A 14,171-nucleotide genomic window follows, 5' to 3' on the forward strand; every position below is an offset into this window, starting at 1 on the left:
GAAGACGATCGCATCGACGCAGGCAATGAAAAACCGAGAATCTGGCATTAGCTGGGTGTACACAGGTTTTCGAGATAGGCCTTCGAGGTCTGCGGGGCATCGATCAGCGCTTTTGTGCAAGCAAGCACCAGAGGTGCTTCCAGCTGGCTTTTAGGCCAAGATAGATCAGGATACCAACGCCATCGGCGACCCAGTCCAGCAGCGAGAAATGCCTGAGCGGCAGGATGTGCTGCACGCTCTCAATCAGCAAACCGTAGCCAAGGAGCAGGCCCCAACGCAGCGGGGCTTGCCGCTTCGCCGGCCAGCCGAGATCGGCCAACCAGGCCATCACCGCAAAGGCGAACAGGTGATTGGCCTTGTCCCAGGAGGCACCGATCGGATCGGCGCTTGGTAGGAAGGCCAAGTAGGCGACAATCAGCACACAGACCCAGAGCGCAAGCTGGGACAACCGCTGCAGGGCCCATTGTGCTCGCTCAGTATTCAACACCCGAGATCCCTCATGACCATCACTCGCGCTGAAATGCTGAAAATACTGGCGCAAGCCATGACACCTGTCGAGCGCGAATATACCAATAGCGAACTCAGGGTGTCCGGGACCTTGCCGCCGAGCTTGAACGGAGTGCTCTACCGCAATGGGCCGGGACGGTTCGAGCGCGGCGGCGTTCCCTATAGCCATGCCTTCGACGGCGATGGCCATGTCTGTCGCTTCGAATTCGCACAGGGACGGGTGCGTTATACCAATCGTTTTGTCCGCACTCGGGCTTACTGTGCGGAGGAGGCCGCTGGACGCATGCTCTGGCGTGGCTTCGGCACGCAGAAGCCAGGCGGGATCTGGGCCAACGGCCTGCGGCTGCGCTTCAAGAATGCCGCGAATACCAATGTGATCTGGCATGGCAACCGTTTGCTGGCGCTCTGGGAGGGTGGCGCGCCGCATCGGCTGGACCCGGTGACCCTGGCCACCCTCGGTGAGGAAGATTTTGCTGGCCAGCTGCGCAATCGCTTTGATCCACTGTCGCGCTGGAACTCGCCGCTGTTGCCCTTCTCCGCGCATCCGCAACAGGATACGGAGACCGGCGAGCTGATCAACTTTGGGCTGGTGCTGGGACATCCGAGCCGGCTGTTGCTGTATCGGGTGGATGCGCGGGGGATCATGGCGCCCCCTGAAGTGCATCAGCTCGACCGCTTCAGCTTCGTGCACGCCATTGCTGTGACCGCGCGCTGGATCTGCGTGCTACTGCCGTTTGCCGATTTCGATATCCCGCGTGCCTTGCTGGGACTCAAGAGTCCGGCGGCCTCGCTGAAGCTAGACCGCGATCGGCCGATGCAGGCGCTGCTGATCCCGCGTGCGGGCGGTCCGACGCAGTTGCTCGAGGCGGTACCGGGCTTCATCTTCCATATCGCCGCGGCCAGCGATCGCGACGACGGCGGTCTCGATCTGCGGGTGATCCGTTATCCACATTTCCCGGCTCTGGGCGATGTCGAGGGCTTTTTTCGCGAGGTCGAGCAGACCGGTGGCCTGCCGCGACTGGAGCGGCTTCAGATCGATCCTGTAGCGAGGCGTTGCTCGCTCAGTCCCTGCAGCGAGGAGTTCGGATTTGAACTGCCGACCGTCAGCCCGGGGCCCCTGGGTGCCGAGCGCCGGCAGATCTATGGCATTGGCACTCCGGCAGGGCGCCGACTGCCATTTTTCAGCACCATTCAACGTTTCAATATGCAGACCGGTGAACTGATCCAACAGGATCTCGGCGCCGATCTTCCGGGCGAACCCATGCCGACGGCGACGCGGCCGGACCAGGAGGACTGGCTGTTAAGCCTGGTCTACCGCGCGGCCGAACGGCGCTCGGATCTCTTGGTCCTGCGCGCGGCAGATCTGGCGATCCAAGCATCGATCGAGCTGCCTCATGCCATCCCGCCCGGGTTTCATGGCTGTTGGGTTGCAACCAATCCTGACGAGGCCAGTTAGCAACTGTCCACCAACCTCTTCCCGATTTGAAGGCCATGGTTGCGTGATGATCGGGACGTAGAAAATGGACAGCCACTCAAAAACGCATAGGTTTACTGGAGCAGATCCATCAGCAGTTCAGCGGCCTCGGCGACACCGCTCGGCATCACCGGCTCGGCGACACCCTCAGCAAGCAGCTCAGCCAACGGCTCGCGGATCTGGCCGGCGGCGAAGTCGCTCGCGCTGATCTCGCGCAGTGGCACCTGATCGGCGAGCCAGTCGACCAGCCAGCGGCTTTCAGGCCAATCCTTGCGCTCGACCGACAGCATTGGGATGCCGTTGCAGGCGGCCTCGGCAAAGGTGCCGTAACCGGGTTTGGTGATCAATGCATCACAGCTGGCAAGCACCTCGAGGACGCTGTTGCCGTCGGCATCGATCGGGGTCAGGTCATCGCGTCCACGCCCCGCATCGGCATCAGGGCTCAGCAGATGCACGCCAGCCATCAATTGCGGGCCGCCGCCGAGCTGCAAGCGGCCGGTGCCACCGAACTGCATCAACACCAGCTGTTCAGTGGCATGACGCCCGAGACGCTGACGTAAACCAACCGGATCGCGTCGGCGCGGCTGCGCGATGGGGCCGATATCGCGCCCATTTGGCAGCCAGCTCATCGGCATCGAGGGTGCGGGCCGCAGGAAGAGGTCAGCACCGCCATAGGCTCGCTGCATCCGCTGCGCCAATGCGGTCGGCAGCTGATCACCAACCGGGCTTTCAGCAAGGATGTCGTACCAGCTCAGCGAGCAGAGTCCGGCGCAGGGAATGCCCATCGAACGGGCGACGTCCAGCGGCAGCCAGGGGATGTCGGCGAGCACGAGATCGGGGCGCGTCTGCTCGAACAGCCGGCGCTGTCTTGCTTGATGCGCTGAGTAGTCCAGATCGAAGGCAGCATAGTCTGCTAGCCCATCAGCCCAGCGCGTCGTCAAGGGACCGTCCATCGGCAACGGCACGTCGGCCGCGGATGGGATGGAGCGATAGCCGGCTGGCAGCCGCGAGTTCGCAAAGGCCGGGGCAATGTTGCCTTGCAGACTGATCTCGAGATCCGGGAGACGGCGCTTCAGCTCGGTCACGACCGGCGCGACCTGTGCAAGATGGCCGTAGCCATGGGCGGTTACGGCAACGAAGAGATGGGGCACGTCAGGCCTCGAGATGGATCGCCAACCAGGTGCAGCCTGGCTGGGTTGCAGTGGGCTCAGTGGAGGCAGGCTCAGCAGCAGTCGGTTCGGCTGAGGTCTGCAAGACGCGGTGCGGGGTATGCGCCGGGATGAAGAGGTAATCGCCGCGGCTCAGCGTGATCGTCTCACCGGCGATCTCAAGGCTCGCGTTGCCGCTCAGCAGTAAGACCCATTCGTCGTGGGGCTGATCGTAGAGTATCGGCTCAGGCTCGCCGCTGCTGGTGATGCGCTCGATGCGCAGGTTTCGACAATGCAGCAGCTCTTCAAAAACCTCACCTGTCGCTGGCGATGGCTGCTCAGCGAACAGGTTACCGCGTTGAATTAGGCTAGCAATTAGGACGCCAGCGCCTTGACACGGGCATTCAGCCGGGACTTGTGACGCGCGGCCTTATGGGCATGGATCAGACCTTTGCCGGCGGCGCGGTCGATCACAGGAACGGCCTTTTGGTAGGCGTCAGCAGCAGTGGCATGATCGCCAGCGGCGGCAGCTTTCAGGACCTTCTTCATCGCGGTACGCAAGGTACTGCGCTGTGCGGCATTGCGCTGGCGATGCGTTTCCGCCTGACGGGCGCGCTTGCGTGCTTGTGCGGTGTTGGCCAAGAGTAATCTCCTAAGCTTGGCGGATCAAATGTTCGGTGGCGCTAAAACGCCTAGCCGCCTATCTTCTCTTGCAACAGCCTCCGTTGTCAATCCCGAGTGTCAAACCCGAGCGATCCCCTATAATCGCGCCTCTTTGGCTCAATCATCGCGCATCCGCGCGCCGTTAGAGGCAGCACCCAATGGCATCGCTGGCTGCGTCCATCGCCAAGGTCGGCAGCAATACCCTGCTCTCGCGCGTCCTCGGCTTCGTCCGGGACCTGATCGTCGCGCGCCTGTTCGGCGCCGATGCCGGCACCGATGCCTTCTTCGTCGCCTTCAAGATCCCGAATTTCATGCGCCGGCTGTTCGCCGAGGGCGCCTTTTCGATGGCCTTTGTGCCGGTGCTCAACGAGTACAAGACGCAACGCGGCTTCCCGGCGCTGAAGCGCTTTGTCGACGATGTCGCCGGCACCCTCGGCACCATCCTGTTCATCATCACCGCGCTCGGGGTGTTAGGCGCGCCGATCCTGATACTGATCTTTGCACCGGGCTTTGCAAGTGATCTGGACAAGCAGCTGCTGGCGGCAGACATGCTGCGGCTGACCTTCCCTTATCTGCTGTTCATCTCACTGACTGCCTTAGCCGGCGGCATCCTCAACACCTACGACCGTTTCGGCGTGCCGGCCTTCACGCCCGTGCTCTTGAACCTCTCGCTGATCGGTTGCGCGCTCTGGCTCGCGCCACAGTTGGAGCGACCGATCATGGCGCTGGCCTGGGGCGTGCTCATCGCTGGTATCGCGCAGTTACTGTTCCAGCTACCTTTTCTTTACCAGCTGCGGCTGTTACCGCGTCCCAGGCTGAGCCCGCGCGATGAGGGCGTGCGGCGGATCGTGAAACTGATGATCCCGGCCCTTTTCGGGGTCTCGGTCACCCAGATCAGCCTGCTGATCGACACCCTGCTCGCCTCCTTTCTGGCCACTGGCAGCATCTCCTGGCTGTACTACTCAGACCGGCTGATGGAGTTTCCGCTCGGCATCCTCGGCGTTGCGCTCGGCACCGTGATCCTGCCCAAGCTCTCGCGCCAGCATGCGGCGGCCTCACCAGAGGCCTTTTCGGAGACGCTGGACTGGGCCTTGCGCTGGGTACTGCTGCTCGGGCTGCCAGCCGCGGTTGGCTTGTTCACGCTCTCCGGACCGATGATCGCGACCCTGTTCTATTCCGGTGAATTCACCGCCTACGATGTGCTGATGGCCGAGCGCAGCCTGATGGCCTACTCGCTCGGGCTGATGGCGTTTCTCGGCATCAAGGTGCTCGCACCGGGCTTCTACAGCCGTCAGGACATGAAGACGCCGGTGAAGATCGCCGTGGTCGCGATGCTGACCAATATCGTCTTCAATCTGATCCTGATGTTCCCGCTCGGCCATGCCGGCTTGGCGTTGGCGACCATCATTGCCGCCAGCGTCAACGCCCTGCTGCTGTTGATCGGACTGCTCAAGCAGGGCATCTATCGGCCCCTGCCTGGCTGGTGGCTGCTGCTGGCCAAGGGCCTGATCGCTAGCCTGGCGATGGGAGCCCTACTCTGGCTGCTGAGCGGACCCACGCCATTTTGGACGGTCTGGGACTTCAGCGAGCGACTGATCCGCCTGCTCGGGCTGATCCTGATCGGTGGGCTCTGCTATCTGCTGCTGGCGCTGCTCCTCGGGATTCGACCTCGGCATCTGCTGCGGATGAATCCAGCGGCCTGAGACTGACGAAGCGCACAGCACAGCCAACGGCAACGCGCCCTATAATCGACGGCATTCGCTCACCGAACCGACGGACTCATTGGCATGCGGCTGATTCGGGGCCTTCACAATCTGCGCGATCAGGATCGCGGCTGCGTGGCGACCATCGGCAACTTCGATGGTGTCCACCGAGGCCATCGCGCGGTCTTTCAGCGCCTGCTCGCGCAGGGCGAGGCGCTCGACCTGCCGGCCACGGTGATCACCTTTGAGCCGCAGCCGATGGAGTCTTTCGCGCCGACGGTCGCACCTGCCCGGTTGACCCGGTTGCGCGAGAAGGTGGCGGCGATCGCCGACGACGGCATCGAACGCATCTTGCTGCTCGAGTTCGGTCCGCGGCTGGCCGAGATGGCCGCGCGCGACTTCATTCAGCAAGTACTCGTCGATGGACTTGGGGTGCGCTTCCTGCTGGTCGGCGATGATTTTCGCTTCGGCCACAACCGGTCGGGCGACTATGCGCTGCTCGAGCGTGTGGGCGCGGAGCTGCCGCCCGAGCAGCGCTTCGAGGTGGCCAATCTGAAGACCATTACCCACGCCGATGAGCGCATCAGCAGCACCCGGATTCGAGAAGTGCTCGCCGCTGGCGATTTCGACCAGGCCCGACAGCTGCTTGGCCGGCCATACCGAATCTGTGGTCGGGTCGGACATGGCGACCAGCGCGGACGCACCATTGGTTTCCCCACTGCAAACATCGAGCTGCATCGACGCATCAGCCCGCTGCGCGGGGTCTATGCGGTCTGGGTCCAGGGTGTCGCTGATGACCCCTGGCCTGGTGTCGCCAACATTGGCCGCCGTCCAACCTTGGCTGGAACCGATGAACGCCTTGAGGTGCATCTGTTCGATTTCGACGGCGATCTCTATGGCGCGCATCTCGAGGTCGAATTCGCGCTGCGTCTGCGCGATGAACAGCGCTTCGACTCATTCGAGGCCTTGAGGGCACAGATCGCGCGCGATGCTGAATCGGCGCGAGCCTGGCTCATCTGCGCGTCGAGGCACAGCTCACCGCGGTTGCCGGTGCCAGAACAGCCTAAGCCTTCAGACATTGTCCAGCACGCCTTCGGCCCCAAGCACGGGATCGACCTGGGAGAGCGCAAGCGGTTTGGCAGGGATGAACCGGCATCACCAGACTCAGAACGCTAAAGCTGGTCCAGATAGACAGGACCACCAAGATTGTGCATCTGGCGCTCGATCCAAGCGGCCTTGCGGCGCACATGCGGCGAGGGTGAATCAACGCGGTAGACGTTTGGATTCGGCAGCACGGCGGCGAGTAAGGCGGCCTCGGGTACGCTCAATATGGAAACAGGCCGATCGAAGAACCGCCAACTTGCAGCGCCAACGCCGTAGGTATCCGGCCCAAATTGGGCGATGTTCAGGTAGACCTCAAGGATGCGCTGTTTCGGCCAGAGCCACTCGATCATCAACGTCAGCGGCGCCTCGAGTGCCTTACGCAGCCAATCGCTACCGGGCCAGAGGAAAAGGTTCTTCGCGGTCTGCTGCGAGAGGGTGCTCGCACCACGCAGCGAGCCGCCATTACGCCAGCGCTCCAGCGCGTTCTGCATCTCCACCAGATCAAAGCCAGCATGGGTTGGAAAGCGCTGATCTTCAGCCGCGATCACTGCAAGCTTGACCTCGGCCGGGATCTGATGGGCCACGACCCATTCGTGATAGAGACGTTTCTCAGCACTCGCTGGGGACTCTGCGAGGAGCCAATGGCGGATCATAAAGGCCGAAGTCGGCGGATCAACCCAGCGCAGGACTAGGATGGTTGTCGCCATCAGCAACAGCAGAACGGCGGCAACTGCTGCGAATGCTTTGAGAAGACGTCTCAATGCGCGCCTTCCCCATGGATGCACAGGAGATATGAAGCCTGTGTTTGATCCATTCGGGGGATGCCCTGCTTGAACGGGTTTTCGTTGGAAAAGCGCCGGCACCGGACCTCAGGATGAAGGATCTCGACTAGAAGGAATTCCGAATGATCAGCAACAGGCATCATGCTCTGGTATCGGATTGAGGCTCTGGCTTAGCCAACTGAACACCGATGATACCCAAAAAAAACGGGGCCCGAAGGCCCCGTCTTGCTTCCGCAGTCTGAGCAGGATCAGAACTTGTGGATCATGCCAGCGGAGAAGCCGCTCCACTCTTCGCCAGCGAAATCCGGCGATCCACTCAGGTCATCGTCAACCTGAGTGTAAAGCACGTAGGCTTTGGTGCGCTTGCTGAAGTTGTGGTCGAAGCCGATCGCCCAAGTGTAGCGATCACCTTTGAGATCATCCCCGAGGTTGTTGAGTGAAAGCGTGTCACGCGTGCGCCCGAGTACCTTGGAGTCGTCACGATCGACCGAGCCATACATGGCCTTGATGCTGTTGTTGCCGAAGGCATAAGCGGCTTGGATCTGCCAGAGGTCTTGCTCTGCAAATGAAGTTCCCGTGCCATAAGCAACTGAGCCATCTGGCGCAACGTAAGCCTGTACAGTTGGCATGACACCTGACGTCAGTTGATAGGGAATGTTTTCCTGGCGCTCCCAAATAGCCGTCAGCGTAAAGCCGTTGAAGTCGAGCAGCCCCAAGCCGACACGCCATTTGTCAAACGAATCGCTGATGTAATTACAGCTAGAACCAAGTGTGTTAGGGCCTGGGTTCTGTACGTCGATACAATTTTGGGTACTAGAGCCGTCTAAGCTGGTGGCCGAACCCATGAACATGTCCTTGTCCAGCGATTCATAAGCGAGAGACGCATAAAAAGGACCGTTGTTGTAGATTGCGGCCAACGAGAAGGCACCGGCAATCGAATCTTCGTTGATGTTCGTGGCACCAATCGCAGTTGCACCACCACCGGCAACGACCGCGCCAGCGAACGAGAAGCCTGAGAAGCTCGGCGAGATGTAGGCGATGACGTTGTCGACACGGAGATCGTTGAAGCCAACGGTGTCGTTGTAGTCAGCCATGGTGTCGCTGAACAGATCCAGCTTACCAGTGGAGATCTTCAGCGGGGTATCGTGACGACCAACTAGCGCGGTACCCCAGTTGCCCGCCAAACCGACGAAGCTATTACGGTAGGAGATACCGTTGTTACCGCTATCGAGATCGTTGCTGCCAAAATTCAGACCTAATTCAACCTGATAAATGGCTTTCAGACCATTTCCTAGGTCTTCCGACCCCTTGACACCGATGCGGTTCGCTCGGCTAGCACCGCGCATGAAACTGCCATTCCTAGAGATACCCCAGCCCTTGAAATCTTCGCCGCCAGTAGTGATCGGTTTTCCGTTGGCATCCACTGCAATACCGGTGACCTGGTTGCCATCGACATCGGTCCCAGTCGCGGTTGTGTAGCTAGTGCCGATCGCGTCGCTGACGTCCGCATAGTCAATCGACATGTTCAGCTTGCCGTACAGGGTCGCCTCGGCCATCGCGGCGGCCGGGGCTGCCATCGCGGCGGCGATGGCCAGGGTCAGAATCTTTTTCTGCATCTTGATCTCCGCTGTGTTGTGAATAAGACGAAAGATTGCACCAACCTTCCGCAATCGTGCCTTGCAAACCAAATAGTAGACTACGACGGCATAGCTCGCAACAGTTTTTTTGAAAAAAGAGACAATTCACGCGCTAGTTGCATCGCAGCAACAACCCGTTCTACAGTCGGCTCCGAGTTGCTTTCGATGGCGGCGTTATCTAATGATAATCATCGACTTAGCAAATGCTTAACGGACACTTCGGCGGCGCCATCCTATGTCCCGACTGCCCCTGGCGCAACATTGGCGTGGCGATCTTTGCACAGTTAGGCAGGTCTTGCTGCCTGAGCGCTTGCATGCTGTCACACTGCCGATCCGGTTGATGATCGATGGGACGACCTTGTGCAACACTGTCGCGACTCACGACCAGTTGTGGCCAAGTGCGGCCAGTTGCAGCCGCTTGTGGCAGCTTGCAGCCGCTTGTAGCCAAGGTCGCCTAGCCTCGCCTAGTGCGCGAGTTGGCCGTCGACATCCAATCAGGAGGCTCCATGCGCAACCGATCGCCAATCTTAGTCACCGCAAGCAGTGTCCTGTTCTTCTTGAGCAGTCAAGCCTTCAACCCATTAGCTGCAGCGCCCGATACAAGCCTGCCTAGTGATCACCGCCCCGACAACATTATCGAACTGACCCAGATCATCCCTGAGATCGTCCTGGATATCCGCTACGCGACCGCGCATAACTTCATCGGCCGCCCGATCCCCGGCTATCTCGCCCCAAAATGTCTGCTTACCCAGGAGGCCGCCACGGCGCTCGCGCAGGTGCAGCGCCGACTACTCGACCGGGGATATCAACTGAAGATCTACGACTGCTATCGACCACAGCATGCCGTGGATGCCTTCGTGGCTTGGGCCGAGGATCTCGACGACCAGCGGATGAAGACCGAGTTCTATCCGAACGTCGACAAGCAGCATCTGTTTCGCGACGGCTACATCGCGAGCAAGTCAAGCCATAGTCGTGGCAGCACGGTTGATCTGACCATCGTGCCGAAGCCAGCACTACCTCAGCCGCCATTTGATGTTGAGGCACAGGTTCCCTGCGAGGCGCCATACGGCGAGCGCTTCGCCGACAATAGCGTCGACATGGGAACCGGATTCGACTGTTTCAGCCCGCTGTCACACACCCTGAGCCCGGCGATCACCGGTCAGGCGCATGACTATCGCCTCTTATTGAAGGGGCTGATGGAAGAGGAAGGTTTCAAGAACCTCGACGAGGAGTGGTGGCACTTCACCTTGCGCGATGAGCCGTATCCCGAGACCTATTTCGACTTTCCGATCCGCTAAAACGATTTCCGAGCGTCGTTTCAAGGCCTGGTTAGGCCTGCGGCTTAACTCCGACGCGCTCACAGGCCTTGGCAATCACGTCAGCGAGAAATTCCGGTGTCACCCGGCCAAAGGTCTTACTGACCAGGGACTGGCTCAAGGTGATTAGCCGGTCGACCCGCACCCAACTCGCTGATGGCAGCCGACCCGAGGCAATCACCGAGACATCCAGCGAGCAGCCGTGGACATGATGTCCCTTGGCCGTCACGGCAGCGGCCAGGAAGTCGCCGAACCCGTCGGCATCCGTGAGACATAACACTGGGTGCCGCTTCTCCGTGCTCAGATCAGTAAATGGAAACGGCACCAGGACTAGATCCCCGCGTCTACAGGTCATTCCAAACCTCATCCTCTGCATTGTCCCAGACTCCTTGGAGCGAGGACTCTTGGGCAAGCATCAGGTCGAGCCATTGAGCCCTATCCTCCTTCTGCTTGAGGTAGCCGATGAAGTCGACAACCTCACGGATGTCCTCGTCCGGTAGGGTCTGAATCTGCTCCATCACCAATTCGATTACGGTCATGGCCTACGCCTACCCTCCCCAAAAGATGTAGTCATCCTTGATCGTGTTTGGCCTCGGCTTAGTCGACGCATGGCTCGTTGCTGACCAGATCAGGATTAAGGCGACAAAAGCGTCTGGCCTTAACTTGAGGCTGGCGCCAGGCAAGAGCACAACGCCAAACCCATCCAATCAGTGAGCCGTCGCGAGAGTTAGTTGTTCTGGATCACGATAGCTATACGTTATCCAGATCAATCGCTTAGCGCGTTTCTGGCGATCATGTACCAGCCTTGTACTCATAGGCCAGAAAACCACCTCGGCACAACCTTAGCGGCAAAAACTTTTTTTTCACGGCGATTTTTTAAGAGTTTTTTCGCTCAAGTCCTCTCGGTACACTCAAATCAATGACTTAGGCGTTCGGTGCCCTTTCGCACCCTCTCGATTTCGCTCGAAACCCTCTCGATTTGCCGTCAACCCTTTCGATTTTGGCGGTCTGGCGTCTCTTGTCGTCGTCTCAGCGCCAGCAAATACCCTCGGCAGGGGCATTACAACCGTTGCGATCTCCACAACGGTTCAGGCAACCGCCAGGGAAATCGTGATGGTTCAAGGTATCAGGGTTTCCGTGATCCCTTCGCCGATCGGAGTGTTACCGGGTAACGTGGTAACGGGCATGTCGTGGAACGTGACCAGATCCAGGTTTGGATTATCTTCGGTTTCAGCCGCTTCGCATTCGCCTTGTCGCGCGTCTCAGCCGGTAGGTCGGTGTCGTCTTTGTCGCGTTTCAGCCTTGCTATCACTCGCTCGGGGTCTTTGTTGCTGCGCTTGCGGGTGTCTTTGATAACGTCGGAATTTCCGACATTATCAATATCAGCCTTCTTGCCCGACTTCCCGCCAAGCCCAGCCGGATTGTTCACCGTGCCCTCTGGCGCTCCCGGCTTCCCAGCAGGCTCCAACTCATCCACAAGCTTCGAGTAATCCCTCTGCAGATCGGCAACGGTGCCGCGCGCCTGTTGGTCGTGGGACCAGTGCTCAAATGTGAGAAATCCTAACGTTTAGCGCTCAATCTGAGGCTGAAGATCAGGGAAAAATCCCGGATGTACGCTGCGGGTCTGCGTCGCTGTGTGGGTGACTCAGCCCCCACCTTTGGGGGAGAGCGTTGCGCCGATCGAAACCCCAGAATGAAAAAAGCCCTACCAGATGGCAGGGCTTTTCCCCCAATCACTGAACCCTTCAGCCCGTTAAAACTGGGGGCTTCGCCGGCTTCAGAAGGCTGGGCCTTCAACCACAGCGGGACTTCTCAGTCCTTGTGTTTCATGTCTCGGCGATCCGAGCGCGCCTTGCTGCAGGGGAGTCGAAGACGGCCGTTGCTCAGTCGCTGGGTGTGTCGCGACAGACCTTGTACTCAGCGCTTGGGCAGTGCCCGGCTTAGGTCTGAAGCAAATGGATCATGGTTGTGCTCAGATTCAAAGATCGCAAAAATGCGATATACTTTAGGCATGGCATGGTCCGTCGAAACCCTTAACCCAAAAGTCGATGCGGAGCTTACCGCCCTGCCTGCGGATGTCCGTGCGCGGTTGACCAGGATCACCAACCTGATCGCAGCGGTTGGACTTGAGCATGTCCACGAGCCGCACATCAAACACTTGGAGGGATGCCTGTGGGAAATGCGGATAAAGGGTAAGGACGGCATCGCGCGAGCGCTTTACGTGACAGCATGGCAGCAACGCGCTGTCATCGTCCGCGCCTTTGTGAAGAAAACCAAGAAGACTCCGCGTCGAGAAATTGAACTTGCCCTTGAAAGGGCGCGTGAGGTGCAACAGTGACCAAAATGAGCGACCTACATCAAGAGTGGCTACAAGACCCAGAGTACCGAGAGGCTTACGATACGCTTGCCGGTGAGTTCAGCTTGGCGGAACGACTGATCGAGGCTCGCGCGGGGGCTGGGTTCTCACAAGCTGAATTGGCGAAGCGTATCGACACGACGCAATCTGTCATTGCGCGCCTTGAGGGTGGACACAGCAAACCCTCAACCCGGACGCTTGAGAAGATTGCAAAGGCCACAGGGACTCGGCTCAAGATTAGCTTCGAGCCCATCCGTGGTGACGCAGCTCACGCCTAGTCACGAATAGGGACCAACTGAATGCGGTTTGGCCGCATCAGTGCTTTATTCAGGTTTAGCGCTCGGGTCAGGCAGCGGATCAGGACAGCCGCGAATCTCGCGGTTGCCGCAGAGATAGCCTCGGTCACCTCCAGAGCGCTGTTGATACCCTTGGCCCTGGGTGAAGGCGCCAGGGTCAGATCGGGGCCAGTAGCAGGGTCGGCGCAGGCAGTGGCGATCGTAGACGTCGACCGTCTCGCCGATGGTCTTGTCGCGAACCTTCATGCTGCAGCCGTCTCCCGCCAGGGCAGCAACGCATCGCGGGCCGCAGTCAGCTCGATGACAGTGTTCCGGCTGAACGCCACCAACTGCGCTGGCGCCCGATCTCCGACCTCCGCAAGTTCCGCATCAGCATCAGCCGCATCGGCCAGGGCCTCCTCGACGATCGCGGCGCGGCGTTCGATCTTGGCCTCTTCGGCGATCTCCGGCCGGGTGGCCTCGGGATGCTCGCGATCAATGGTCTCCAGGAACGCGGTCAAGCTGCGGCAGCGATCGGCCAGGATGACGGCATGCTTGTAGCGTGCGACCGCCTCCTCGATGGCTTCCTTTTCTAGCTGGCCTAGTGTCAGGGTCTCGGTCATGGTCATGCTCCGTTAGCGCGTAACGCTAAATTTGATTGTTTCAGGTAGTTTTGAGTTTTAGCGTTACCCGGTAAACGTGGTGTCTCCGACCGTTCTCGAGCTAGGGCCGCGAAACCGGCAACCGACAGCTCGACGGTGTGCTCAATGCCGGGCCATTGCGGCAGCTCCTGCACCAGCTCCGACATCGGCAGTACGAAACGCCAGCTGGCGCGGTCTTGGCGGTAGGCCAGCGCCGGTACCAGCCCGCATGTCTCAGCCTGCACCTCTGCCTGAGCCCACCAGCCTTTCATCAGGGCCGGCGATGCCTTTGCATGGCGCTTACACTCGATCGCCAGGCGGGCCAGCCATGCGGCCACGGGGCCGGTCTCGTCTGGATGAATGATCAGGTGGTAGTGCTCTACATGTGTTTCTCACACGGCAAGCCCGAACTCATATCGATTGATAAAAAGCCCAATAACAGTATCGTGCATGACGTCGAGTTTGGAAAAACAGATGGTTTTCCGTGCCAGGCGTTTAATACGTGTTCTGAGCGTAAGATGCTTGCGTTCAATTTTTTGTGTATTGGCCTTACCAGTCACTTGCT

19 protein-coding genes are annotated in these 14,171 nt (G+C 59.7%); 7 read left to right on the forward strand and 12 right to left on the reverse strand.

Translation table 11 applies throughout. From position 1 onward, the window contains the following. Positions 1-103: 103 nt before the first annotated feature. Entirely contained in the window at positions 104-484 is a 381-nt protein-coding gene (locus tag CCR96_RS06405; protein ID WP_201218967.1) for a VanZ family protein, read from the reverse strand. A 15-nt stretch (positions 485-499) separates the two neighbouring features. Here CCR96_RS06405 and CCR96_RS06410 point away from each other — a divergent pair, with 15 nt between their 5' ends. Beyond that, positions 500-1,963: a carotenoid oxygenase family protein gene (locus CCR96_RS06410; protein ID WP_201218968.1), complete on the forward strand. Its 1,464-nt coding sequence runs from the start codon at positions 500-502 to the stop codon at positions 1,961-1,963. 92 nt (positions 1,964-2,055) lie between these two features. Here CCR96_RS06410 and CCR96_RS06415 read toward each other — a convergent pair whose 3' ends face one another. The 3 genes from CCR96_RS06415 to rpsT are packed head-to-tail and all read right to left on the reverse strand — an operon-like array spanning position 2,056 to position 3,771. After that, complete coding sequence (locus tag CCR96_RS06415) at positions 2,056-3,132, reverse strand: glycosyltransferase family protein (protein WP_201218969.1); 1,077 nt, start codon at positions 3,130-3,132, stop codon at positions 2,056-2,058. A 1-nt stretch (position 3,133) separates the two neighbouring features. Then, positions 3,134-3,505, reverse strand: coding sequence for a cupin domain-containing protein (locus CCR96_RS06420; RefSeq protein ID WP_338035832.1), 372 nt, complete (start codon positions 3,503-3,505; stop codon positions 3,134-3,136). Then, positions 3,505-3,771, reverse strand: a complete 267-nt coding sequence (gene rpsT, locus CCR96_RS06425; RefSeq protein WP_201218971.1) for a 30S ribosomal protein S20 — start codon at positions 3,769-3,771, stop codon at positions 3,505-3,507. The genes CCR96_RS06420 and rpsT overlap by 1 nt, the downstream gene beginning before the upstream one ends. Positions 3,772-3,950: 179 nt before the next feature. Between rpsT and murJ the strand changes: the two genes are divergently transcribed. Both murJ and ribF read left to right on the forward strand, forming a co-directional pair. After that, positions 3,951-5,495: a murein biosynthesis integral membrane protein MurJ gene (gene murJ, locus CCR96_RS06430; RefSeq protein WP_201218973.1), complete on the forward strand. Its 1,545-nt coding sequence runs from the start codon at positions 3,951-3,953 to the stop codon at positions 5,493-5,495. Positions 5,496-5,579: 84 nt separating this feature from the next. Further along, entirely contained in the window at positions 5,580-6,671 is a 1,092-nt protein-coding gene (gene ribF, locus CCR96_RS06435) for a bifunctional riboflavin kinase/FAD synthetase (RefSeq protein WP_201218975.1), read from the forward strand. On the opposite strand, the gene mtgA is transcribed toward ribF, so the two are convergent. Both mtgA and CCR96_RS06445 read right to left on the reverse strand, forming a co-directional pair. After that, positions 6,668-7,462, reverse strand: a complete 795-nt coding sequence (mtgA, locus tag CCR96_RS06440) for a monofunctional biosynthetic peptidoglycan transglycosylase (RefSeq protein ID WP_420827253.1) — start codon at positions 7,460-7,462, stop codon at positions 6,668-6,670. The two genes, ribF and mtgA, sit on opposite strands and share 4 nt — an antisense overlap. A 167-nt stretch (positions 7,463-7,629) precedes the next feature. Further along, entirely contained in the window at positions 7,630-8,997 is a 1,368-nt protein-coding gene (locus CCR96_RS06445) for a porin (protein WP_201218979.1), read from the reverse strand. A 527-nt stretch (positions 8,998-9,524) separates the two neighbouring features. Between CCR96_RS06445 and CCR96_RS06450 the strand changes: the two genes are divergently transcribed. Further along, on the forward strand, positions 9,525-10,316 hold the full coding sequence (locus CCR96_RS06450) for a M15 family metallopeptidase (protein ID WP_201218981.1): 792 nt from the start codon (positions 9,525-9,527) through the stop codon (positions 10,314-10,316). Positions 10,317-10,347: 31 nt separating this feature from the next. On the opposite strand, the gene CCR96_RS06455 is transcribed toward CCR96_RS06450, so the two are convergent. Both CCR96_RS06455 and CCR96_RS06460 read right to left on the reverse strand, forming a co-directional pair. After that, positions 10,348-10,689: a type II toxin-antitoxin system PemK/MazF family toxin gene (locus CCR96_RS06455; protein ID WP_201218983.1), complete on the reverse strand. Its 342-nt coding sequence runs from the start codon at positions 10,687-10,689 to the stop codon at positions 10,348-10,350. Beyond that, the gene (locus CCR96_RS06460; RefSeq protein WP_201218985.1) at positions 10,679-10,873 is read right to left on the reverse strand and encodes a DUF2281 domain-containing protein; all 195 of its coding nucleotides are present in this window, start codon (positions 10,871-10,873) and stop codon (positions 10,679-10,681) included. The genes CCR96_RS06455 and CCR96_RS06460 overlap by 11 nt, the downstream gene beginning before the upstream one ends. A 1,282-nt stretch (positions 10,874-12,155) precedes the next feature. Here CCR96_RS06460 and CCR96_RS25510 point away from each other — a divergent pair. From CCR96_RS25510 to CCR96_RS06475, 3 genes are read left to right on the forward strand one after another with little or no spacing between them, the layout of a single operon-like run. Then, positions 12,156-12,278, forward strand: a complete 123-nt coding sequence (locus tag CCR96_RS25510; protein ID WP_201218986.1) for a helix-turn-helix domain-containing protein — start codon at positions 12,156-12,158, stop codon at positions 12,276-12,278. A 49-nt stretch (positions 12,279-12,327) separates the two neighbouring features. Continuing rightward, complete coding sequence (locus CCR96_RS06470; RefSeq protein ID WP_242518630.1) at positions 12,328-12,672, forward strand: type II toxin-antitoxin system RelE/ParE family toxin; 345 nt, start codon at positions 12,328-12,330, stop codon at positions 12,670-12,672. 5 nt (positions 12,673-12,677) lie between these two features. Next, positions 12,678-12,968, forward strand: a complete 291-nt coding sequence (locus CCR96_RS06475) for a helix-turn-helix transcriptional regulator (protein ID WP_201218988.1) — start codon at positions 12,678-12,680, stop codon at positions 12,966-12,968. 45 nt (positions 12,969-13,013) lie between these two features. Here the strand turns inward: CCR96_RS06475 and CCR96_RS06480 are convergent, their stop codons facing one another. The 4 genes from CCR96_RS06480 to CCR96_RS06495 form a co-directional block, all read right to left on the reverse strand. Beyond that, positions 13,014-13,232, reverse strand: coding sequence for a hypothetical protein (locus CCR96_RS06480; protein WP_201218990.1), 219 nt, complete (start codon positions 13,230-13,232; stop codon positions 13,014-13,016). After that, positions 13,229-13,588 carry a hypothetical protein gene (locus tag CCR96_RS06485; protein ID WP_201218992.1) on the reverse strand — a complete coding sequence of 120 codons (360 nt, stop codon included), beginning with the start codon at positions 13,586-13,588 and terminating at the stop codon, positions 13,229-13,231. The genes CCR96_RS06480 and CCR96_RS06485 overlap by 4 nt, the downstream gene beginning before the upstream one ends. A 2-nt stretch (positions 13,589-13,590) precedes the next feature. Further along, on the reverse strand, positions 13,591-13,944 hold the full coding sequence (locus tag CCR96_RS06490) for a putative PDDEXK endonuclease (protein ID WP_201218994.1): 354 nt from the start codon (positions 13,942-13,944) through the stop codon (positions 13,591-13,593). A gap of 54 nt (positions 13,945-13,998) precedes the next feature. Then, positions 13,999-14,171 (reverse strand): IS1 family transposase (locus tag CCR96_RS06495; protein WP_242518334.1); only part of this gene is annotated, 173 nt, incomplete at its 5' end.

It is taken from the genome of Halochromatium roseum (assembly GCF_016653315.1).
Classification (GTDB): domain Bacteria; phylum Pseudomonadota; class Gammaproteobacteria; order Chromatiales; family Chromatiaceae; genus Lamprobacter; species Lamprobacter roseus.